Source organism: Agrobacterium sp. 16-2014-1-2a (genome assembly GCF_053522705.1).
This window is the reverse complement of record NZ_JBNWBX010000002.1, coordinates 567,851-589,043: the sequence shown is the minus strand read 5'-3', so window position 1 is coordinate 589,043 and position 21,193 is coordinate 567,851. Positions and strand designations below refer to the sequence as shown.

Genomic DNA, 21,193 nt, shown 5'->3' with positions numbered 1-21,193 from the left:
GAGCTCGAGAAGCTCGGCGTCGTCAACCTGGTCAACCTTGTTGAGGAACACGACGATCGCCGGAACGCCAACCTGGCGAGCAAGCAGGATGTGCTCGCGCGTCTGCGGCATCGGGCCGTCAGCTGCAGAGCAAACCAGGATCGCGCCGTCCATCTGGGCAGCACCGGTGATCATGTTCTTCACGTAGTCGGCGTGGCCGGGGCAGTCGACGTGTGCGTAGTGACGGTTCGGCGTTTCGTATTCGACGTGCGCCGTCGAGATCGTGATGCCGCGAGCCTTTTCTTCAGGAGCAGCGTCGATCTGGTCGTACGCCTTGAACTCGCCGAAATACTTCGTGATCGCAGCAGTCAACGACGTCTTGCCGTGGTCGACGTGACCGATCGTGCCAATGTTGACGTGCGGCTTATTGCGCTCAAACTTGCTCTTTGCCATGTGAATTGCTTCCTGTGAACGTGAAGTAGTTTTCCCGGCGAACCGGTTTGGTGTCGCCGTTTAAGGCTTTGTAAGCGAATGCGCAAGACTTAATTGTCAAAGCACGGTCGCGCACGCCTAAGGCGCGCCTCAAGGTGCATATATGGTGCGTTCCGCGCGATATTCAAAGCTGGCTCAGCCTTCCCACGCGGCGGGCAGACGGGACGCACGGACGGGACCCTGCCTGTACCCCTCTTCGCACAATCGGATCGTTAAATAAGCTTTTTCTTTATCACAACTTCTTTACCTGGACCCTCATCATGGCTTAAGGAAATTTCATCTCCGGGGGGAGACGGGCGAGCGGGACGATGCGCCCAGGCGCAAAACCTCTATGCCACATATTGATCAGCCGCGCTTTCCGGCGCGAAATTACATCCGTTTCAGGACCGCTCAATGGAAATCTTCACAGCCGCCGGCTTCACGGCATTCATGCAAGTCATTGCGATCGATCTCGTTCTCGCAGGCGACAATGCCATCGTCATCGGCCTTGCCGCCGCCGGTCTTCCCGCCCATCTTCGCCGCAAGGCGATCCTGGTCGGCATCATCGCCGCCACCGTATTGCGCATCGGCTTTGCCGCCGTCACCGTGCAGCTTCTCTCCATTGTCGGGCTTCAGCTCTTCGGCGGGCTTCTGCTTGCCTGGGTTTGCTGGAAGATGTGGTCCGAACTGCGCGAAGCCGCAGGCTCCATCGAAGACGAGGTGACGGACGAAGAGGCTGACCTGACCAAAGGTCACAAGACCTTCTTTCAGGCCGCAACCCAGATCGTCATCGCCGATGTGTCCATGTCGCTGGACAACGTGCTTGCCGTCGCCGGTGCCGCGCAGGACCATGTCACGGTGCTGATCATCGGCCTCGTCGTCTCGATTGCCCTCATGGGACTGGCCGCCAATTTCGTCGCCAAGTTGCTGCACCGCTACCGCTGGATTTCGTATCTTGGCCTGATGGTCATCATCTATGTGGCGCTCAACATGCTGTATCACGGCGTGATCGAAGTCCTACCCTACATCAAGCCTTATTTCGGCTGAGACTGGCAGTCACATATTCGTCCCGAAAGGCCTGGAAACGAGAGTTTCCAGGCCTTTTCTTTTCATACCCACACAAATGCACCCTTGCCTGCGCAGCATTGCAAGCGCACGCGCAGGTGAAATCGGCGCACAGGGGAATCGGTCTCCGCGTCCGCTGCAACATTCGGATAAGACAGGGAAATCGTGATTTTTTGCCTATGGATTTTGGCAATTGAGGTCAGCCACGGGCAAGCCTAGTGAGCTAGTTAATAAGTCATAAAAATAAAAAGAAAGGTAAAGCTGCCAATGGCTTATGACTGGACCGGCGGTCGCACCCGCCGCCTTCGCAGGATGAAGCTGGGCGCTGTTGCAAGCTCACTAATCCTGCTGGCGCTCTTAACAGCGCTCGTTCTAGGCTGAACGCGCTGCGCGCAATTCAACGCTGACCGGCGGCATGGCAAGGTTTCCCAAAACCGCCCTGCCGCCGCTCCTTCGGGGGCAACGTCCATTCTTTGTTGGCAAGTTTTGCCGAATATCAGCCGCGAAGGCATGTCCTGGTTATGCCGCCGATTGAAGCGGGTTCATTTCGGCGCGGAAGCTGCGGCAAGACCTATCGAAACAGCCAATAAATGACGCCAAGCACCAACGTCCACATCAGTAATGATATGGCTAGTACGGCGAGGTAGTTTCGAAATCGTCTGGTCATCCGCCCACATTGCCGGCCAGCCGCCAAGGGACAGCCGTAACCGTTTGATTGCTGGATGCGGATCAAGCCGCAAGATCAACTCTTTCTATCAAGATGCTGAATCGCAAACCATTCGCAGATTTTACCCGCCCGAAACCGGGGTTGCCTGACCATGTGAATATCAACCCGCCGGTAAGCGTGAAAACGCTGGGCCACGCTCGCCGCAGGATTTGCAGGGCACAGGAAAAACCGCACGTCGTTCTGGACGTGGCTCAGACACGCTCCGGTCAACCGAATCGACAAATTAAGTCCTTCGGTATGATGTCTGATGACTCGTCATTGCTGGGGCAACGGCGATCAGCCGCCGCCCCAAAAAAGCGCGTCAGCTCTTCAAAGCCGTATTGCACAGGCTCCAGTAACCGCCACCCTTCTGAATCCACTTGAGATCGCCGAGCGTGCCGTCATCCTTGTTCTTACGATAAGAATCGACGCAGGTCTTCAGGCGGGCCTTGCCAGGAGTCTCGCTTGAATATTTCTTATCGACAGCACTCGGAAATACGACGCTCTTAGGAGCCTTTATCGTCGCCTTTTCGGGTTCTTTGTCGGTGGTAGCCGCAACTTGCTTGTCGTCGGCCGCGCTCTCGGCAGCAGCGTCGCTACCGCAGAACTTGGCGCGATAGTCGTTCCACTTGACGTCCTTCGCCGACCCGTCGGCTTTCGCCGCCTGGTATTTCACGCTGCACTCTTTCATGGTGAGCGCCGCTGCGGGGGAGACAAACGCCGCCGATGCGAGCAGCGCTAAGGATGAGAGAATTACAACCCTGTTGATCATCGAAGACTCCCGTGTGCATGATTGCCGGAAGACTATCCGACCGGACTTTCCGCTTGTCAACGAGCAGTGCAACAAGCACTCAAAGTCGAATTGGCGGGGAGCAAAATGTGCTCATCGGGCGTGGCGTTTTCGCGGTGAGGACGGCATCACTCAGTGACCACGGATATCCACAATCAGCCCGCCGCCAGAGGCATCTCCGCCTTGCCACGCGAACGACGGCAGCACCGCCCAACGAATCACGTATTCGTGTGACGTCAACCATGCATCGGAACGAAATTCCTTAATTTTCGTTAGCATCTCGAACGAATAACGAGGATTTATCGATGTTGAGGATGCCGAAGACTATCTCCGCGCTCGCTCTTGGCGTCGCAATATCTACCGCTTCAACCTTGCCCGCCAGTGCGCTGAGCCTCATACAGCCGGCCTACGAACAACAGGAGCAGGCGCAGAATTCCGACGGTCGCGGCTATCCCGCATCCGCCTTTGCCGCGGGCAAGGGTGAAGAGGCGTCATCCAACGGTTACGCCCTCTCAGAATCGGAAATAAACCACGTAAAATGGTGTGCAGCGCGTTACGCATCATACCATCCAACCGACAACAGCTATATGGCAGCCGCCGGCATCCGGACGCAATGTCGTTCTCCGGATTGATTCAGCCGTGCCGCAGCGCACCGCGTCCCAGCCAATAAGATAAAATTTACTTTAAATTCTTTTGACCTGAACCTTTATCCGGGTTGGCCGTTTGAAGCGCGTGCCAGCGAGGAAACGCGATGATGTGGAATCTTGAAAAACTTGAGCAAGAGCGACTTGATCTGATCGAGGTCATTACTGCCCTGCGCCACACTGAACGCTTGTCGACAGCGGATCGCACCTCGATCTTTGAGAAAATTACGGCGCATATGGTGAGGTTAAGCGAGCTCGACGCAGAGAAAATGCGGATTCAGTCGGCCTTGGAGGCGAGCTGAAAACAGCCAACGCTGATTGGAGGTTGCACATCGGCGCGAGGCAAAATTATCGATCTGTTTGAGAAATTTTGGAGCGGGTAGCGGGAATCGAACCCGCGTATTCAGCTTGGAAGGCTGCTGCTCTACCATTGAGCTATACCCGCGGTGGTGATTTTGATCCTGCGCAGAATGGTGGAGGGAGTTGGATTTGAACCAACGTAGGCGTAGCCAACGGATTTACAGTCCGTCCCCTTTAACCACTCGGGCATCCCTCCAGCTATCTGCTAGGATCGAGCAACCAAGCTCTTCAGATTTCTCTCCGGCGAAGCGCCGTTGCGTCGTCTGTGGCGCGTATATGACGGCCTCGTTCGCTTCTGTCAACACGCCGTTTCACGAATTTTCGGGAAAAAATTCAAACCTCTTTGCAGGCCTGTGGATTATCGCGGGGGCTGGTGTGCGTCGCGTCCCGGAGATATAAGGCGCCATGAGCAAAGACGATCCAAACGACAAATCCACCCGCGACACGCACTACGCCACCCTGCGCCGTGCCGTGCGCGATGCCAAACGCGAGAGGGGCGAAATTCCGACCCCGCAGCAGCCGAAGCGCCGGAATCGTGGCGCGGAAGACTGGAAGCCGCCGCAGCTTGCGCCGGATCAGGTCCATCTTTACGGCCTGCATACCGTGCGTGCGGCGCTTTCCAATCCCGAACGGCAACTCATCAAGCTGTCGGTTACCCTGAATGCCTTTGCGCGTCTGGATATCGGCGAAGCGGATGCGCAGCCCTTCCCGGTAGAGATTGTCTCACCGCAGGATATCGACAAGGTGCTCGGCCCCGAGGCGATCCATCAAGGCGTGATGCTGGAAACAAGGCCGCTTCCGGTCAAGAAACTCGATGCGCTGAAGAAAAGCCCGCTGATCCTCGTGCTCGATCAGGTTACCGACCCGCACAATGTCGGCGCCATCATGCGCTCGGCGGTCGCCTTCAACGCCGGTGCCGTCATCACCACCATTCGCCATAGCCCGACAGAGTCAGGCGTGCTTGCGAAGTCTGCGTCCGGCGCACTGGAACTCATTCCCTATATCCAGATCACCAACCTTGCCGATACATTGGGCGAGCTGCACAAGCTTGGCTTCTTCTCGGTCGGTCTGGATTCGGAAGGCCCCGCCCCCATCGAGCAAACCTTCACCGGCGCAAAGATCGCCCTGGTGCTGGGAGCCGAAGGCAAGGGTCTGCGCCAGAAGACTCGCGAAACCGTTTCGGCACTCGCCCGTCTCGATATGCCGGGCGAGATCAAATCGCTCAACGTATCGAATGCGGCAGCCATCGCCCTTTATGCAACGCAGCAATTTCTGGGCAAAGCGTCGTCCTGACGCTTACCCTTCCTTGCGAAATCACAAAGCGCAACGCATGCTGCGCCTTTGACATTCGCAAGGAGCAAATCTCGACATGACCGACCTGCCCATCAAACCGACCGGCGAGCTGACGCTGCGGACGCTCGCAATGCCGGCCGACGCCAATCCGGCCGGTGATATTTTCGGCGGCTGGGTCATGTCCCAGATGGACTTGGCCAGCGGCATCCGCGCGGCGGAGCGGTCTCGCTGTCGCGTGGTCACTGCGGCGGTCAAGGAAATGGCTTTCGAGTTGCCGGTGAAGATCGGCGACACGCTGTCCATCTACACCGATATCGCCCGGCTCGGCCGCACCTCCATCACGCTGACGGTTGAGGCCTGGGCGCAGCGCTCCCGTTACGACAAGCTGGAAAAAGTCACTGCCGGAACCTTCATCATGGTGGCGATGGACGAAAACGGGCAGCCGACGCCCATCCCTCCGACGGAGTAGGGTGCGATGGAGGCCGCCGTCAACGCCGCGGAAGCCTATGCGCATATCCGCGCCGTCATGGGCATGGTGGTCGGCCTCAGCCTCGCCCGCTTGCTGACCGGCCTTGCCGGTTTCGTGCAGCATCCCAAGAAGGAGCGCATCTATCCCCTGCATATCGGCTGGGTGGCGTTCCTGTTTCTGATGCTCGTGCATTTCTGGTGGTGGGAACACCGGCTTTCCGCCACCAGCCACGTCCTCGGCTTCGGCGCGTTCCTGTTCCTGATCCTGTTCTGCTCGCTGTTCTATTTCCTGTGCGTGTTGCTGTTCCCCTCAGACATGAAGGAATACAAGGGATACGAGGACTATTTCTTTTCCCGTAAAAGCTGGTTCTTCGCGTTTCTCGCCGCACTTTTCGTCACGGATATCGGCGATACGCTGCTGAAGGGACAGGACTACCTCTCCTCGCTGGGCGCTGAATATCTCATCCGCACCGCTATTTACGTCGTTCTGTTCACACTGGCAGCTTTCATCGGCAACCGACGCTTTCACAGGTTTCTCGTCATTTTCGCCCTGATTTATCAGGTAGTCTGGATATTCCGGACCTACGACCTGCTGGCCTGAACATTCCCATCCCGACGCCGGGTGATAATTGAAAACAGGCCTCGTCTTTCGCCATCGTGTCGCGGTGACACGGCCCGATAAATATGGCATTTCGCTGCAATGGGATTCATTCGCAGGATAATGCAGGACAGAAGTTCGGCTGGCGCCATCGCCACGCTGGCGGTCCTGCTTTTTCTCCTGCAAGGGCTCGTGAATGGCCTGACCAGCGGCAATATGGCCTCAGCCGCGCTGGCGACCGGTGAGATCATCTGTTCCAGCCACATGCCCGAAGGCGGTTCGGGCAAACCGAACCCGGCCTCCAACCCTGCGGGCAAGCTCGCCGACAATTGCTGCGGCACGCTCTGCCGTCTGGCCTCCGTTACCATCGCCGCTCTTCCCGTTACTCCGGTGGAGCGTGCGGACGGGATCGTCCGGGTCGTCGAAGTCGACTTTCTCGACCGCGACACGGCATTGCCGCCGCCGCCACCCAATCTGGAATCGCGCCCACGCGCACCGCCTCCCTCTCTGCAAATGTGAAGAGCGATCCGGCCCTGCCGGAAAATCAACTTTTCTGCGGAGACATCCATGTCCGTTACGACCTCTTTCGAGGGCGAGCGCGCGCCTGCGCAATCCTCGTCCGTCAACCTGTACCGCGCCGTATGGCGCTGGCACTTCTACGCTGGCCTTTTTGTACTGCCCTTTCTGATATCGCTGGCCGTCACCGGTGCGCTCTATCTCTTCCGGGACGAATTCGACAATCTCATTCATTCGGACCTGAAGCGCATCGAAGTGGCGCAGAACGTGCCGAAAGCACTCCCCTCCGATATTCTAGCCGCAGCCGTTGCGGCAGTTCCCGGCACTGCTGTGAAATACACCACGCCAGGCGATCCGGGTGCCTCGACGGAAATTACCGTCAGTACGGCCGCAGGGAAACGCGCCGTCTACGTCAACACCTATACCGGGCAGGTTGCCGGTTCGCTGCCGGATCGCGGCACCATTATGTGGACGATCCGCTACATCCACAGCCTGAAATATTTCGGCGCCTATACCCGCTATCTGATCGAGATCGCCGCCGGCTGGTCCATCCTGCTCGTCGCCACCGGCATCTATCTGTGGTGGCCTAGGAAGCAGAGCGGCGGTGTTTTGACCGTGCGCGGCACGCCGAAAAAACGCGTCTTCTGGCGCGATACCCATGCCGTCACCGGCATCTTCGTTGGCTTTTTCATCGTATTTCTCGCAGTCACCGGAATGCCCTGGTCGGGCGTGTGGGGCGCCAAGGTCAACGAATGGGCAAATGGCAGCAATTTCGGATATCCGGCAGGCGTGCGCACCGATGTTCCAATGTCCGGCGAACATCTCGATCACATGGCCAAGACCAGCTGGTCGCTGGAGCAGGCGAAAGTCCCGGAATCCACCGCATCCGCCACCGGGCAACCAATCGGAATAGATGCGGCCATCGCGCGTTTCGACGGGCTCGGTCTTGCCCCTGGTTATACCGTCGTGCTGCCGACCAAATCGACAGGCGTCTATAGCGGCTCCGTCTATCCCGATGACCTTTCAAAGCAGTGCGTCGTCCATCTCGATCAATATAGCGGCAAACCGCTGATCGACATGAGCTATGCCGACTACGGTCCGCTTGGAAAGGCGCTGGAATGGGGGATCAACGTGCATATGGGCCAGCAATTCGGCCTCGCCAACCAGATCGTGTTGCTGGCAGCCTGTGTCGGCATCGTCCTGCTTGCCGTTTCCGCCGGTATCATGTGGTGGAAACGACGCCCCAGAGGTTCGCTCGGCGTGCCACCATTGCCGCAGGATAAACGCGTCTTGCGCGGCCTGCTGGCGCTGCTCGCCATCGGCGGCATCCTGTTCCCGCTGGTTGGCGCAAGCCTGCTGGTGATGCTTGTTCTGGATCTGATCGTGCAGTCCCGCGAAAAGCAACGCGCTGCCTGACAAAAAACACGGCCGGGAGATATCCCCCGGCCGTGTCCTTCTGAATTCCGGGCGGTTGGCAGAAGCTTGGCCTTATAGCACGTCCTATTGAAACAGAATTGCTTGACGTGCTCTAACTGTTTGTTTCTACGAATTTTCCAGACGTAAAACCGCTACGCACTTCTACTGGAAATGCTCTAGAACATCGTATTATTGTTTGCAGCCTTTTCCGGAACCGGCTGGATCACGTCCCAATGTTCGGTGATCTTGCCGTCGGTGACCCTGAAAATATCGACGATGGCGGCTCCGCGAGCACCCTCTTTATCCGTGGAATGGATGTGCAGATAAACCAGATCTCCATCCGTGGCGCTACGCACGATCCGGGATTTCGCCTGCGGGTTTTCCTTGAAGAAGCCGGTGAAATAGTCGACGAATGGCTTCTTGCCATCAGGCACCATCGGATTGTGCTGTTTGTAGCTGTCGACGATGACGGCAGCGCCCTTCGCCACCTCGTGCTTGTTGAAGACAGTGTCGTAAAAATCAATCACCAGCTTGCGGTTGGCTTCTTCCTGAACCAGATCGCGCTTTGCGGTTTCCGCCAGAACGGGCGCGGCCATCAGCGCGGGCGCGAGGGCAAGAGCAGCGATGGCAAGACGACGTGTCATGAAATTCATGGATGAGACCTCTCAGTAACCGACGGTGAAACGCTGACGGGAATGCTGCGGCTTTTCGATTTCATCGACAAGCGCGATGGCGTAGTCTTCAAAGGAAATGCGGCTGCCAGCTTCGTTGCTCAAAAGGCTGTCCTTGCCGATACGGAATTTGCCCGTTCTCTCCCCCGGCACAAATTCGGCCGATGGCGACAGGAAGGTCCAGTCGAGCTGCTTTTCCCCTTTCAGACGGTCCAGAAACTCCGCTCCCTTGGTCGCCTCGGCCTTGTAGGCGGCCGGGAAGTCCGGCAGGTCAACCACGCGCTGGCCCGGCGCAATTTCAAGGCTGCCGGCGCCACCCACGACGAGATAACGGGAAACGCCCGAGGCACGGACGGCCTCGATCAGCGTCACCGGATCGCTCGCAGTGAAGTGCACGGCGCTGATCACGGCATCGTGACCCTTAAGCAGTTCCGAAAGCCCTGCCTGATCGAAGACATCGCCCTTTTTTGCCACTACGTTCGGCAGGCTGGCGATCTTTTCAGGGTTGCGGGCGATCGCCGTCACCTGGTGCCCCCGGTCGGAAAGTTCCTTCAGAATACGGGATCCGGCATTGCCGGAGGCTCCGATGAGCGCGATTTTAGCCATGGCTTTTTCCTTCATAGGCATCGTTGTAGGTCTAGATAATAGACCGCTAGGGGAAGCTATGGTATCGCAGCCCCGGCTGCAAGAAGTCAGCCGACGCTGATCAGGTCACACGGCGATGACCTGAAAGGGCACGAAAATGGAAAGAGCAGGGAAAATGCCGGATACGCAAACCAAGGAAACCTTCGCCTTCGACCAGCCCTGCCCCATCCGCGACGTGCTGGATCGCATCGGTGATCAATGGAGCCTGCTGGTTCTGGAAGCGCTTCAGGGCGGGGTGCTGCGTTTCAACGAACTGAACCGCAAGATCGACGATATTTCCAAGCAGATGTTGTCACGCACGCTGAAACGGCTGGAGGAAGACGGTTTCATTCGCCGCACGCTCTATGCGCAGGTGCCGCCGCGCGTGGAATACGAACTGACCAATCTCGGCCGTTCGTTTCTGGTGCCGATGCAATTGCTGGTGCAGTGGGCGGACGAGAACCACGTCCGCATTTGTACGGCGCGGTTGGACTATGCCAATGGTGGAACGGGATCGTAACACCGTTCCTCGTGCCGTGGCGAAACCTGTCCGCCACGGCAATAGAAAGGCCCTGTGGCGATCAGGAGCGGAAGATGAAGGACGCGCCGAAAGCGATGAGCGCAAAACCGATCACGTGGTTGATCGTGATGCTTTCCTTCAGCCAGAAGACCGAGAACAGAGCAAAGACCGCAAGCGTGATAACTTCCTGAATGGTCTTGAGCTGCGCGGTCGAATAGACCTCCGATCCCATGCGGTTCGCGGGGACTGCGAGCATGTATTCGAAGAAAGCGATGCCCCAGCTTGCGACAATCGCAAGGAAGAGTGCGCTGCCCTTGTGCTTGAGATGCCCATACCAGGCGAAAGTCATGAAAACATTGGAGACGATGAGCATCAGGACAGGCCAGATGTGGGCAGGGCTGATCGAGAACGGCATGATTGTTCCTGAATGAAGAAGGGAGGGATGTCACGAAAGGCAGTTTGAAAACGCAACCGTCATTTTTGTCTTTGCTTTAACTTACCGCCGTATGAAACGGAACCGGTTTCTATCAAAGCGTATTCGGCCGCTATGCAACGTATCCGGCCAAATTTTGTTCCCCGCGCTTCGTTTCCTTTTTGTACTCATTTTTTCTTGGCCTCCCCTTCCCTTTGCGCGTGACTCCCTCCATATTTCGCGCATGGCCAGATCACCCAAAAATTCCAAACCCTCGAATTCCGGCTTCGAGGAAGCTCCGCAATCGTCGTTCGAAGGCGCGCCGCTCAGCGGCAGCGTTGCCGATTGGGTAAAGCAGCTCGAGGCGGAAGCCGAAGCCGGCTCGGTGGAAACCCAGCGCGAAGTCGCCTCGAAAGCTGGCAAGCACCGCAAGAAGATCGAGATCGAAGCGCGCAAGGAAGCGGAAAAAGCGGCCAACAAAACGGCTAAAAACACCACGGCTTCCAAGACAGCGCGCGGCGTTTCCATCGGTGCGTCGAGCGATCCGAAAACCCGCGCCGCAGCCGGTCTCAATCCCGTGGCTGGCATGGACGTTTCCCTGGAGGAGGCGGCCAATCTCGCACCGGGTGCCGTCACCGCCACCGTCGAGGCGCTATCGGCGCTGATCGAGAGCGGCAATCCGCTGTTCAAGGACGGCAAGATGTGGACGCCGCACCGGCCGGCCCGTCCGCCGAAATCCGAAGGCGGCGTTACAATCCGCATGGCCTCGGAGTATCAACCGGCAGGCGACCAGCCAACGGCGATTGCCGATCTCGTGGAAGGCATCAATTCCGGCGAGCGCAGCCAGGTCCTGCTCGGCGTCACCGGCTCCGGCAAAACCTTCACCATGGCCAAGGTGATCGAGGCAACCCAGCGCCCGGCCGTCATCCTTGCGCCCAACAAGACGCTGGCCGCGCAGCTCTATTCCGAGTTCAAGAACTTCTTCCCCGACAATGCGGTAGAGTACTTCGTCTCATATTACGATTATTATCAGCCGGAAGCCTATGTGCCGCGCTCCGACACCTTCATCGAGAAGGAATCCTCGATCAACGAACAGATCGACCGGATGCGCCACTCCGCCACCCGCTCGCTGCTGGAACGCGACGACTGCATCATCGTCGCTTCGGTTTCCTGCATCTATGGTATTGGCTCGGTGGAAACCTATACAGCCATGACCTTCCAGATGCAGGTGGACGACCGGCTGGACCAGCGCCAGCTTCTGGCCGACCTTGTGGCCCAGCAATACAAGCGCCGCGACATGGATTTCCAGCGCGGCTCTTTCCGCGTGCGCGGCGATACCATCGAAATCTTCCCTGCCCACCTTGAGGATGCCGCCTGGCGCATCTCGATGTTCGGCGACGAAATCGATTCCATTACCGAATTCGACCCGCTGACCGGCCAGAAAACCGGCGATCTGCAATCCGTCAAGATCTACGCCAATTCGCACTATGTCACCCCGCGCCCGACGCTGAACGGCGCGATCAAGTCGATCAAGGAAGAGCTGAGGGTTCGCCTCGCCGAGCTGGAAAAGGCGGGACGCCTGCTGGAAGCCCAGCGGCTGGAACAGCGCACGCGTTACGACATCGAAATGCTGGAGGCGACCGGCTCCTGCGCCGGTATCGAAAACTATTCGCGTTATCTCACCGGCCGCAATCCCGGTGAGCCGCCGCCGACGCTGTTCGAATATATCCCTGATAATGCGCTGCTTTTCATTGACGAAAGCCACGTCTCGGTTAGCCAGATCGGTGGCATGTATCGCGGCGACTTCAGGCGCAAGGCGACGCTGGCCGAATATGGCTTCCGCCTTCCCTCGTGCATGGATAACCGCCCGTTGCGCTTTGAGGAATGGGATGCGATGCGGCCGCTGACGGTCGCAGTTTCGGCCACCCCCGGCTCGTGGGAAATGGAACAGGCCGGCGGCGTCTTCGCCGAACAGGTCATCCGCCCGACAGGACTCATCGATCCGCCGGTCGAGGTGCGCTCCGCCCGCAGCCAGGTGGACGATGTTCTCGGCGAAATTCGCGAGACCGCCGCTAAGGGTTACCGCACGCTCTGCACCGTGCTGACCAAGCGCATGGCTGAAGACCTGACCGAATATTTGCACGAACAGGGCGTTCGCGTGCGTTACATGCACTCGGATATCGACACGCTGGAACGCATCGAGATCATCCGCGACCTGCGCCTTGGTGCCTTCGACGTGCTTGTCGGTATCAACCTTCTGCGCGAAGGCCTCGATATTCCAGAATGCGGTTTCGTCGCGATCCTCGATGCCGACAAGGAAGGCTTCCTGCGTTCGGAAACTTCGCTGATCCAGACCATCGGCCGCGCCGCCCGTAACGTCGACGGCAAGGTAATCCTCTATGCCGACAATATCACCGGCTCGATGAAGCGGGCGATGGAGGAAACCTCCCGCCGCCGCGAAAAGCAGATGGCCTATAACGCCGAACACGGCATCACGCCGGAATCGGTCAAGGCGAAGATCTCCGATATTCTTGATTCAGTTTATGAACGTGATCACGTAAGGGCCGATATTTCAGGCGTTTCCGGCAAAGGCTTCGCCGATGGCGGCCATCTGGTCGGCAACAATCTGCAGTCCCATCTCAACGCGCTGGAAAAATCCATGCGCGATGCCGCAGCCGATCTGGACTTCGAAAAAGCCGCCCGCCTGCGTGACGAAATCAAGCGCCTCAAGGCCACCGAACTCGCCGTCATGGACGACCCGATGGCGAAGGAAGAGGCGAAATCGCTTGAGGGTGGCGGCAGAAGCAAGAAAAAAGAAACGAGCGCGCGCAACGGGTCGATCTCCCCTCCTGCGGGAGACATATCGGGCGGGACAGAGGACGGTGCCGCTTCCGCAAACGAAAGTGGAAAATCTCTCTTCGCCAAACCTTCGCTGGACGAAATGGGGCCCGGCTCGGACACGGGCAAGCCGCTGTTCCGCAGGAACACGCTGGACGAGATGACCGTTGGCCGCACCGAGAAGCCGGTGCGTGGCGAAGTTCCCGGCAAACCCGAGACAGAAACCGGCAAACGTTTCTCACCGCTCATGGAAGGCCAGCCTGAGCGAACCAAGGACGATCCCCGCCCCCTCGTGCGCGGCAAGATCGGAGCGGGTTCCTATGAGGATGCCGGCGAACAGAAGCGCAAAAGCCGGACGAAGGGGAAGACCGGCCGGCCCGGTCGCTGACGCGCAACGGCGCAATCTGGATAGACACCGCATGCATCGAAAAAATCTGGCGGCCTTATGCCTCGTCTTTTTCTCAAGCCCAGTCCTTGCCGGGCAGATTGAGGACGCCACCTTCCACAGCGCCGCCCTGAACGCACCGCTGCCCGTCAACATCTACCGACCGGATGGCACGCCGCCGGAAAACGGCTGGCCGGTGCTTTATCTCCTGCACGGCCATGATGGTGACCAGAACAGCTGGCGGGATCTAGGCAATATCGAAAAGACGCTGGACACGCTGATTGCGGCTGGCACCATCCGCCCGCTGGTTGTCGTCATGCCAGGCGTTAAAAACAGTTGGTATGTGGATTCGGCCGCTGTCGGTGGTCCCGGCGATTACGAGACTGCCCTGACTGGCGATCTGCGCCATCAGGTGGAAAAAACGCTGCCGGTGCGAAAAGATCGCGAAGGGCGCGCCATCGCCGGGCTGTCCATGGGCGGTTTCGGCGCATTGCATCTGGCTTATGGCCACGAAGACCTCTATGGCGCAGTCGCCAGTCTGTCCGGCGCGATCTGGCAGAACGTGCCCGCCTCCGATCTCGACAAAACGCCCGCGGAACTCAAGCTCATTCAGGACAGCGCCTTCTTCCACCGCGTCGACCGCACCACCGTCACCAGCGGAATCGTGCTGCCCTCCACCGGCGATCACTTCTCCGGCGCCTTCGGCACGCCCTTCGATGCGAGACTCTTCAATGAGAAGAACGTCTTCACCCTTGTTGCACAGCACGTCGCCGAAAGCCAAGAATTGCCCACCACCTATCTGACAGTTGGCGACGACGACGGCTTCTTCCTCTGGCGCGGCGCCATCGCCCTGCACGAAACGCTTCAGGCCGACAATCGCAAATCCCAATTGCGGATCACCGATGGCGATCACGTCTGGTCAGTGTGGAAAGTGTCAATTATCGACGCGCTGAAGTTCGTCGATGGGGAATGGGACAAGGCAACGGACGTTGGGAAAGATTGACTGCCTACTCGATTACCCAGCCTTATTCCCCGTGCGTTTCTTTCCAGCCTTCCCCGCCACATTTAACGCCACCGCCGCGCGGATCAGCGCCACCAGTGCCTCCTCGTCGATCTCATCTCCCTCGTGAAAGTCGATGGCGCGCCGCGTATTGCCCTCAAGGCTCGAATTGAACAGGCCGGCCGGGTCTTCAAGCGATGCGCCCTTCGCAAACGTCGTCTTCACGGCTGTCTTGTAGGTTTCGCCAGTGCAGATGATACCGGCATGCTCCCAGACGGGCACGCCGCGCCATTTAACCTCCTCCGTCACATCCGGATCGGCCTTCCTGATCAGCGCCCGGATGCGAGCAAGCGTCTCGCCACGCCAGTCGCCAAGCTCCGCGATCTTTCGATCGATGAGAACCGACGGTGCATTCTCCTCCGCTTCCTTGCTGTCAGTGTTTTTTGCCATAACGTCCTCCCGATTTTGCGTTCCAGTGCTCCCGCTACCAGCATAAACCAAAATTTCCTGCGCTCCCACGCGGAACCAAATCCGGCCTTCACCGTTTCTTCCCCGAACGAAACGTTCAGCATACAAAGGGAAGAAACATCATGAAAATCAACGTCATCGCTCTCGCTGCCGCAGCAGCCCTCTCCTCTTCCGTGGCTTTTGCCCAGACGGCTGCGACTGCGCCTGCTGTTGGCGCCGATGCGACTTTGTCCGGTCCCGGCATCACCATGGGCACCAAGGCTAACGGCCCGCTGAAGTTCGTCAATGTCCAGAAAACCGACCTCACCGCCTCCCAGCTCGACGGTCTGGATATCTATAACGCCCAGAACGAAAACATCGGCGAAATCGAGGATGTCGTCATCGGCGATGGCAAATCGGTGATCGGCCTCGTTGCCAGCGTCGGCGGTTTCCTCGGCATCGACAAGAGCTATGTGGTGCTCGACCCGGCCTCGGTTGCAGTCCACAACGACAACGGCACCTGGAAGGCCTATGTCGATACCACCAAGGAAGCGCTGCAGAACGCACCGAAGCTCGACTACGACAAGCTGGACGACTGATTCCCCTGCAGTCGCAAGCTTGACCCCCGCGATCCGTCGCGGGGGTTTTTCGTGTGTGGAATTTCGGCGCAGTATCCGACAATCCCTCTCTCACGGCGCTTGCCTAGCAGCCCAGCTCTCGCCTATCTTCGGCGCGCAAGACACCAAGGATCGATGCGTGCCCGCCAAAACTCTCTCTTCCCTCACCATCAGCGCTATGACGATATTGCTGAGCACCCTTCCGCTATCAGCACAGTCAGCCGGCTGGAAACCAGCCGAGCAGATAAAAACCTATGCGATCAGCGGTGATACGGGTGGAGCGCTTTACCAGTCCATAGGCGAGCGCGGCCCGACCGCCGGTGTGCAGGCCATCGCCCACACCACCTTCAAGCTGACATGGCGGCGCGATTATCGTCCGCAACCGGACGGTGCCTGCGTACTGGCCACCGCCAAGCCCAATCTCACAATCATCTATACCTGGCCGAAAGCGCCGGCCAGATTGCCGCCCGCGGTCGCCGCCAGCTGGAAAACCTTCATTTCCGGTGTGGAAACCCATGAGCGCGTTCATGGCGAGCACATTCTCGACATGGTGCAGAAGATCGAGGCATTCAGCACCGGTCTGAGAGCGGAAAACGATCCGAAATGCCAGAAAGTGCGCGTTGTCCTTCAACAGCGGCTTGGTGAGCTATCCAACGAGCAACGCCAGCGCGGACGCGATTTCGACCGGGACGAGCTTTCGCCCGGTGGCCGCGTGCATCAGCTCATCCTGGCGCTCGTCAACGGTCCCTAAAAACTCCAGGGGGAAACGGCTATTCCGCCGCCTCGCCTTTCAGCAGCGGTTCGGAAAGCGATATGCTTTCCAGCTCGTAGGAATAGCCTTCCAGCATCGTATAGGCCTGCTCGATTGCCTCTATCTGCGCTTCCGCATTGCGGATGGCTTCGGCGATGGACTGGCTGCGCGCACGCAACATGGAACTCAAAACATCGGTCTCCGGCTTTCTGCCCAGCCGGTCCATATGTTTGCGCACCCGCGTGCGGTGACGCTCCAGTTCCAGAATGTGAAAGCGGCTTTTCAGGATATCGTCGGTCAGCTTGCGGCGCATGGCGGCCACTGGGTCGAAGCTGCCGGGCTCGCGCTCGTCCAGAATGAATTCGTTGACCAGAGTTTCCAGCATCAGCAGGCCTTTGAGGTCCTTGGCATCGGCAAGCTGCGGATCGTAACCGGTATCGTCGAACACCTTGCGGCGCACCGGATCCTTCAAAAGCTCGTAAGCGGTTTGCAGGCGTGCGAATTGGTCGGTATCGCCCCCGCTGTCGGGATGGGCGGCTTTCGCCACCTTCCGGTAAGCGGACTTGATCGCCGCCTCGTCGGCATCACGCTCCACGCCAAGCAAAACATAGGGATCGATCACTAAAACACCTTCAAACGCAAACTGTTACCGCATGCCATACGCCACCCCCGTGCGGCTCGCGCACAGATCATAAGCGAATTCCGCCCGCGCGGCACCCCCGCGCCGGCGCAAAAGCCCTTGATCCTCAAATTTGTCGGACCCATGGCGACTATAATCACGGGCGGGACAAAATTGTGGAAAGTCATGGCAAAACACGCCGGGCCAAGCTGTCTACCCATGCGGAAAACCGTGCAACCCGCAGGTTTTACGGTGCTTATGGTGGAACGGCTCCAACGGGTGTAAGCTTGGCTTTTGGATCTGAAGGGAGGGACGATCCGATGCCGCAAACCATTACCCAGACAGTGACGGATTATGTGCACGCCATGGCCTATGCGGATGAAGGCCTGATGCGTGATGTTTTCGATCCGCGCGCCAGCATCGTCGGGACGTTTCAGGGTGAAACGGAATGGCTCTCACTGGAGGACTTCGCCGAGCAGATACGGAAAAGCGAACGCGGCCTGCCCGATCACGACCCCGTCTTCGAAATCCTCGGCATCGACAAGGAAGGCGACAGCGCGTCCGTGAAGCTGACGACGAGTTTCGACGGCATGGATTTTAGCGAATACCTGTCCTTGCTGGAGCGCGACGGCAACTGGGCAATCGTGCACAAGCTATATCACATCAAGCCATAGGCGTTGTGCGAATGCAGGAATAATAGCGGGGAAATGGCCAAGCCATTGAAAATACTGGTGCCCCCGACAAGGTTCGAACTCGTGACCCCCTGATTACAAATCAGGTGCTCTACCAACTGAGCTACAAGGGCAATCCAGTGCCTTGCCAACTATCAGATTCTCACTTCGTGTAAAGCAAAAATTGATTGCGCGCCGTTGGGAGACCTCTTTTCCACACCGTACCTGTGGGTTTCAATCACCAGGTCGCGGGAAAAGGCCTGCAAAATAAGCGAAGTATTTACGCGATGCAGCTAAAATGGCGATAATTCATAACCATCCCACCGGGAATAACGCATCGCATGCGCGCAAGCATACAGAAAATCCAACTAACCGGTACGATCGTCATAGCGGTAAGTTCCATCTTGTTGGCAACCCTTGCCGCCCTGCCGAGCGTTTCCAGTTACTTACGCTACCGGACCAATGCGCAGCAACTCAGCCGCTTCGAAACGGCCCTCCAGTCCGCATGGCTGGTATCGGCCGAGCGTGGTCCCGCCAATAATTTGATGGGCGCGTCTTCCCCTGATGCAAAACTGGTCCAGGAGCTTGCCGCAGCGCGCAAGGCAACGGACGACAAGCTGGTGGAACTCGAAAACTCTTTTGCCGCGGAAATCAGCGCGCAGCCAGAATTGGCAAAATCGCTGGTCGATACACGCCGAAAACTGGCGCAATCCCGAGAAGCGGTCGATCAGGTTGCTGCACTTCCGGAATCCGCGCGGAGCTACACGGCAATGTCCAACGCAATTTTTGCGATGTTCAAGGCGGCGGACAGCGTCAACATGCTGCGTGGCAAGACCGCACGCGCGATCATCAAGGTAACGCCCAATGTAGCGATCGACATCGCCATGACCGGCACTGCCGGAGTGATGCGGGACCGGATCGGTCGCCTCGGTTCCTACGTGGTCATGAGCCTGCGGGCGAACAGGCAGGACAAGCTGAGCCTCCGCGCCAAATTCGACACGGAAATACAGAGCCTCACACTGCTGAAATCGTCGCTGACGAACTACACCGCCGCTTACCTGTCCACACCACGCGTCGATGCAGCGTTTCGCGATATTGAAATCTTCTATTTCGGCCAGGCGCTTCCCTATGCGCAGAATACGATTGCGATGGTGGTGCCGTCCGCGCAGCCAAGCCTTCGCGAATTCTCCGAAAACTACATCAAGGGCATGCGTTCCTCGAGCACATTGCGCGACCTTATTCTCGCCGAAACACGGGCAAGGATAGAAAGGAACAAGGAACAGGCGTTGATCTATGGTGGAACGTCTCTCCTCCTCGCTCTCATCGCGGTTCTGGTATTGCTGCGGCTTGCATCGGTTTACAGAACGGCACTGTTCCGCCCCATGCAATCCGTCCAGACGCAGATCGCCGCAATCGCCGCTGGCGATCTTTCAGGAGCCCTGTATCAGGACAAGGCTGCTCCGGAAGTGAAGAAAATGTTCGAGGAACTGGATTTCCTGCGCGAGCAGCTTCGCCAGAAGGAAGAAATGGAAAAGCAGCAGTCCGCGCTGGCCGAACAATTACGCACGCTTTCAGAAACAGATGCCTTGACCGGTGTGTCCAATCGCCGTGCGTTGGAAAAGACCGTTCGTGCCATATTGAGCGGCGAGGAGCAGTTGCAGGCGCTTGGCGTGATGATTGTCGACATCGACCACTTCAAATCCATCAACGACCGTTATGGCCATGCCATGGGCGACCTCGCGCTACAGAAGACAGCGACTCTTTTAAGAGGCGCCCTCCGTAAAAACGATATTCTGGCGCGCTATGGCGGCGAGGAATTCGTGGTCGTGTTGCAGGATGTCAGCCACGCGACGGCGACCGCCACCGCCGACCGCCTGCGCCGGCTGATTGAAGCCCAGGTCATTGATGAACAAAGCGGGCTGTCACTGACGGCAAGTTTCGGCGTGGTCTGGCAGGAGGCACGTGCGATCAACAGCTGGGACGAGCTGATCGCAATTGCCGACGACCGGCTTTATGAGGCCAAGCGTGCGGGCCGCAACCGGGTGTGGGCGACCTATTTCCCCAAGGTCGCCAACGGCTAGGCAGCCCGGAGCGGCAGGTCAGATCAGATCGAGCGTCATAACGACAGGGCAATGGTCGGAAGCTTTGGGGCGGTCCCAGCCGGTGCGCGGATAACGATCCACCTCCTGCCCCGGCGGAAAGACCGTCCTGTAAGGCTGGCCAGCGCGGATGATTTCGGGAACCCTTGTCGCATTGATCTGCGCGAGATGCGGGGAAAGCCAGATATAATCGAGCTGGCAGAGATGCTGTTCCTGTGGCCCGCGCGAATGATAGAGCGTCCAGCGATCCATGACGTCACGGCGCGACATCGGATTGGTCACAAAATCATCCGCCGTGAAGATATCGAGCGCGCTCCGCTCCTCTTCGACCGGCGTAAAGCTGTAGCCGCTGCGCCGGTCGCCGGAAATCGAAATGCGTTCCTGATAATCATTCATGTCGCCGCAGATGGCAAAATTCTTGTTGCGGGTATTGTTTGCGCCCCAGCGGTTTTCGATGATGCGGCGAACGGCCATGGCTTCCGCCTCGCGAATCGGCATGGTGGCGAGCCGGGCATCTATGGCGTCACGGGCATTGGTCATGGATTTGAAATGCGTGACGTAAAGCGTCAGCGGTTTGCCGCCGATCCTCAGATCGATTTCCAGACAATCGCGTTTGAAAATCTTGTCGTCTATCTGGTTGGTCGCGGCAAGTGCGGGATTGAAGAGATCGAGATTGCGGTAGGTTAGCGCAGCGTGGCTCTTGATGTCGATGACCTCGATCTTGTCGCCGTCTCGGGTCTGCTCGCGCATGACGACGGCGACATCGATGCCGCGGCTGTCATTGCCCTCGACCAGATATTTCTGCAGATAGCCGTTGCCGACCATGCGGTAGAGATAGCCATATTCGAAAGCCTGCAGGGCAGCCATGTTGTCGACTTCCTGCAGGCAGAGAATGTCGGCATCCGCATCCGCAATGGCCAGCGCCGAAAGTTGCCGCGTATCGTCTGTGGAAGAGACTGCCCGCGCACTTTCCAGCGCCTGATAGGTCGCCTCGTCCCTGATATCGAAAAGCTGGATCGCCCTGTCGCGCCGCGTCTGGTTGCGAAAACCGGTAAAGTCGAAACGGGTGAGAAGATTTTCGATATTGAAGGTGGCGAGCCGAAGCGACATGTTTCATTCCTGTTGCTGGAATGGGAGCTTAGCCGCTCCCGTTCGGTCTCGCCAGTGGCCTGTCGCGTCGATCAGATTTCCCTATTCACGATGTCGGATTTTATGTGCCGGGATATTCCCCAC

23 protein-coding genes and 3 tRNA genes are annotated in these 21,193 nt (G+C 58.2%); 15 read left to right on the top strand and 11 right to left on the bottom strand.

The window, feature by feature from the left end:
- Positions 1 to 432, bottom strand: a 432-nt coding sequence (locus ACQZ45_RS11670; protein ID WP_448742249.1) for a GTP-binding protein, incomplete at its 3' end; no start/stop codon positions are given.
- A gap of 432 nt (positions 433 to 864) precedes the next feature.
- On the opposite strand from ACQZ45_RS11670, the gene ACQZ45_RS11665 reads away from it, so the two are divergent.
- On the top strand, positions 865 to 1,497 hold the full coding sequence (locus ACQZ45_RS11665) for a TerC family protein (protein ID WP_003513029.1): 633 nt from the start codon (positions 865 to 867) through the stop codon (positions 1,495 to 1,497).
- 1,046 nt (positions 1,498 to 2,543) lie between these two features.
- On the opposite strand, the gene ACQZ45_RS11660 is transcribed toward ACQZ45_RS11665, so the two are convergent.
- Positions 2,544 to 2,993, bottom strand: a complete 450-nt coding sequence (locus tag ACQZ45_RS11660; protein WP_003513030.1) for a hypothetical protein — start codon at positions 2,991 to 2,993, stop codon at positions 2,544 to 2,546.
- Positions 2,994 to 3,316: 323 nt separating this feature from the next.
- Between ACQZ45_RS11660 and ACQZ45_RS11655 the strand changes: the two genes are divergently transcribed.
- Together ACQZ45_RS11655 and ACQZ45_RS11650 are read left to right on the top strand one after the other, a co-directional pair.
- The gene (locus ACQZ45_RS11655) at positions 3,317 to 3,643 is read left to right on the top strand and encodes a BA14K family protein (RefSeq protein WP_035251814.1); all 327 of its coding nucleotides are present in this window, start codon (positions 3,317 to 3,319) and stop codon (positions 3,641 to 3,643) included.
- 119 nt (positions 3,644 to 3,762) lie between these two features.
- Positions 3,763 to 3,957 carry a hypothetical protein gene (locus ACQZ45_RS11650; protein ID WP_013636443.1) on the top strand — a complete coding sequence of 65 codons (195 nt, stop codon included), beginning with the start codon at positions 3,763 to 3,765 and terminating at the stop codon, positions 3,955 to 3,957.
- Between the two features lie 69 nt (positions 3,958 to 4,026).
- Here ACQZ45_RS11650 and ACQZ45_RS11645 read toward each other — a convergent pair.
- Positions 4,027 to 4,100, bottom strand: a tRNA-Gly gene (locus tag ACQZ45_RS11645).
- A gap of 26 nt (positions 4,101 to 4,126) precedes the next feature.
- Positions 4,127 to 4,211: transfer RNA gene (locus tag ACQZ45_RS11640), tRNA-Tyr, on the bottom strand.
- A 209-nt stretch (positions 4,212 to 4,420) separates the two neighbouring features.
- Between ACQZ45_RS11640 and rlmB the strand changes: the two genes are divergently transcribed.
- The 5 genes from rlmB to ACQZ45_RS11615 all read left to right on the top strand — a co-directional run bounded on the left by rlmB (position 4,421) and on the right by ACQZ45_RS11615 (position 8,306).
- Positions 4,421 to 5,308, top strand: coding sequence for a 23S rRNA (guanosine(2251)-2'-O)-methyltransferase RlmB (gene rlmB / locus ACQZ45_RS11635; protein WP_003513033.1), 888 nt, complete (start codon positions 4,421 to 4,423; stop codon positions 5,306 to 5,308).
- Between the two features lie 76 nt (positions 5,309 to 5,384).
- Entirely contained in the window at positions 5,385 to 5,777 is a 393-nt protein-coding gene (locus tag ACQZ45_RS11630; RefSeq protein ID WP_003513034.1) for an acyl-CoA thioesterase, read from the top strand.
- Between the two features lie 6 nt (positions 5,778 to 5,783).
- Complete coding sequence (locus ACQZ45_RS11625; RefSeq protein ID WP_003513035.1) at positions 5,784 to 6,377, top strand: hypothetical protein; 594 nt, start codon at positions 5,784 to 5,786, stop codon at positions 6,375 to 6,377.
- A 99-nt stretch (positions 6,378 to 6,476) separates the two neighbouring features.
- The gene (locus ACQZ45_RS11620) at positions 6,477 to 6,893 is read left to right on the top strand and encodes a DUF2946 family protein (RefSeq protein ID WP_003513036.1); all 417 of its coding nucleotides are present in this window, start codon (positions 6,477 to 6,479) and stop codon (positions 6,891 to 6,893) included.
- A gap of 48 nt (positions 6,894 to 6,941) precedes the next feature.
- On the top strand, positions 6,942 to 8,306 hold the full coding sequence (locus tag ACQZ45_RS11615; RefSeq protein ID WP_448742248.1) for a PepSY-associated TM helix domain-containing protein: 1,365 nt from the start codon (positions 6,942 to 6,944) through the stop codon (positions 8,304 to 8,306).
- Positions 8,307 to 8,482: 176 nt separating this feature from the next.
- Here ACQZ45_RS11615 and ACQZ45_RS11610 read toward each other — a convergent pair whose 3' ends face one another.
- Both ACQZ45_RS11610 and ACQZ45_RS11605 read right to left on the bottom strand, forming a co-directional pair.
- A complete protein-coding gene (locus ACQZ45_RS11610) occupies positions 8,483 to 8,959 on the bottom strand; it encodes a nuclear transport factor 2 family protein (RefSeq protein ID WP_065659230.1) in 477 nt (158 codons plus the stop codon).
- A gap of 12 nt (positions 8,960 to 8,971) precedes the next feature.
- Positions 8,972 to 9,583, bottom strand: coding sequence for an NAD(P)-dependent oxidoreductase (locus tag ACQZ45_RS11605; protein WP_013636447.1), 612 nt, complete (start codon positions 9,581 to 9,583; stop codon positions 8,972 to 8,974).
- Between the two features lie 154 nt (positions 9,584 to 9,737).
- Between ACQZ45_RS11605 and ACQZ45_RS11600 the strand changes: the two genes are divergently transcribed.
- Positions 9,738 to 10,121, top strand: a complete 384-nt coding sequence (locus ACQZ45_RS11600) for a winged helix-turn-helix transcriptional regulator (protein ID WP_112154000.1) — start codon at positions 9,738 to 9,740, stop codon at positions 10,119 to 10,121.
- 61 nt (positions 10,122 to 10,182) lie between these two features.
- Here ACQZ45_RS11600 and ACQZ45_RS11595 read toward each other — a convergent pair whose 3' ends face one another.
- The gene (locus ACQZ45_RS11595) at positions 10,183 to 10,536 is read right to left on the bottom strand and encodes a DMT family protein (protein ID WP_003513041.1); all 354 of its coding nucleotides are present in this window, start codon (positions 10,534 to 10,536) and stop codon (positions 10,183 to 10,185) included.
- 241 nt (positions 10,537 to 10,777) lie between these two features.
- Here ACQZ45_RS11595 and uvrB point away from each other — a divergent pair, with 241 nt between their 5' ends.
- Together uvrB and ACQZ45_RS11585 are read left to right on the top strand one after the other, a co-directional pair.
- Positions 10,778 to 13,759 (top strand): excinuclease ABC subunit UvrB, encoded by a 2,982-nt coding sequence (gene uvrB, locus ACQZ45_RS11590; RefSeq protein ID WP_113291215.1) that lies wholly within the window; start codon positions 10,778 to 10,780, stop codon positions 13,757 to 13,759.
- A gap of 31 nt (positions 13,760 to 13,790) precedes the next feature.
- Positions 13,791 to 14,759: an alpha/beta hydrolase gene (locus tag ACQZ45_RS11585; RefSeq protein ID WP_111801005.1), complete on the top strand. Its 969-nt coding sequence runs from the start codon at positions 13,791 to 13,793 to the stop codon at positions 14,757 to 14,759.
- A gap of 12 nt (positions 14,760 to 14,771) precedes the next feature.
- Here ACQZ45_RS11585 and ACQZ45_RS11580 read toward each other — a convergent pair whose 3' ends face one another.
- Positions 14,772 to 15,206: a DUF1801 domain-containing protein gene (locus tag ACQZ45_RS11580; protein ID WP_003513044.1), complete on the bottom strand. Its 435-nt coding sequence runs from the start codon at positions 15,204 to 15,206 to the stop codon at positions 14,772 to 14,774.
- A gap of 140 nt (positions 15,207 to 15,346) precedes the next feature.
- Between ACQZ45_RS11580 and ACQZ45_RS11575 the strand changes: the two genes are divergently transcribed.
- Both ACQZ45_RS11575 and ACQZ45_RS11570 read left to right on the top strand, forming a co-directional pair.
- A complete protein-coding gene (locus ACQZ45_RS11575; protein WP_003513045.1) occupies positions 15,347 to 15,802 on the top strand; it encodes a PRC-barrel domain-containing protein in 456 nt (151 codons plus the stop codon).
- Positions 15,803 to 15,959: 157 nt separating this feature from the next.
- Positions 15,960 to 16,571 carry a DUF922 domain-containing Zn-dependent protease gene (locus ACQZ45_RS11570; protein ID WP_003513048.1) on the top strand — a complete coding sequence of 204 codons (612 nt, stop codon included), beginning with the start codon at positions 15,960 to 15,962 and terminating at the stop codon, positions 16,569 to 16,571.
- Between the two features lie 19 nt (positions 16,572 to 16,590).
- Here ACQZ45_RS11570 and ACQZ45_RS11565 read toward each other — a convergent pair whose 3' ends face one another.
- Positions 16,591 to 17,193, bottom strand: a complete 603-nt coding sequence (locus ACQZ45_RS11565; protein ID WP_003513049.1) for a J domain-containing protein — start codon at positions 17,191 to 17,193, stop codon at positions 16,591 to 16,593.
- 317 nt (positions 17,194 to 17,510) lie between these two features.
- On the opposite strand from ACQZ45_RS11565, the gene ACQZ45_RS11560 reads away from it, so the two are divergent.
- Positions 17,511 to 17,864: a nuclear transport factor 2 family protein gene (locus ACQZ45_RS11560; RefSeq protein WP_003513050.1), complete on the top strand. Its 354-nt coding sequence runs from the start codon at positions 17,511 to 17,513 to the stop codon at positions 17,862 to 17,864.
- Between the two features lie 55 nt (positions 17,865 to 17,919).
- Here the strand turns inward: ACQZ45_RS11560 and ACQZ45_RS11555 are convergent.
- A tRNA-Thr gene (locus ACQZ45_RS11555) sits at positions 17,920 to 17,995 on the bottom strand.
- Positions 17,996 to 18,202: 207 nt separating this feature from the next.
- Between ACQZ45_RS11555 and ACQZ45_RS11550 the strand changes: the two genes are divergently transcribed.
- Positions 18,203 to 19,942, top strand: coding sequence for a GGDEF domain-containing protein (locus ACQZ45_RS11550; RefSeq protein ID WP_003513052.1), 1,740 nt, complete (start codon positions 18,203 to 18,205; stop codon positions 19,940 to 19,942).
- A gap of 18 nt (positions 19,943 to 19,960) precedes the next feature.
- Here ACQZ45_RS11550 and ACQZ45_RS11545 read toward each other — a convergent pair whose 3' ends face one another.
- The gene (locus ACQZ45_RS11545) at positions 19,961 to 21,070 is read right to left on the bottom strand and encodes an endonuclease/exonuclease/phosphatase family protein (protein ID WP_003513055.1); all 1,110 of its coding nucleotides are present in this window, start codon (positions 21,068 to 21,070) and stop codon (positions 19,961 to 19,963) included.
- Between the last annotated feature and the right edge of the window lie 123 nt (positions 21,071 to 21,193).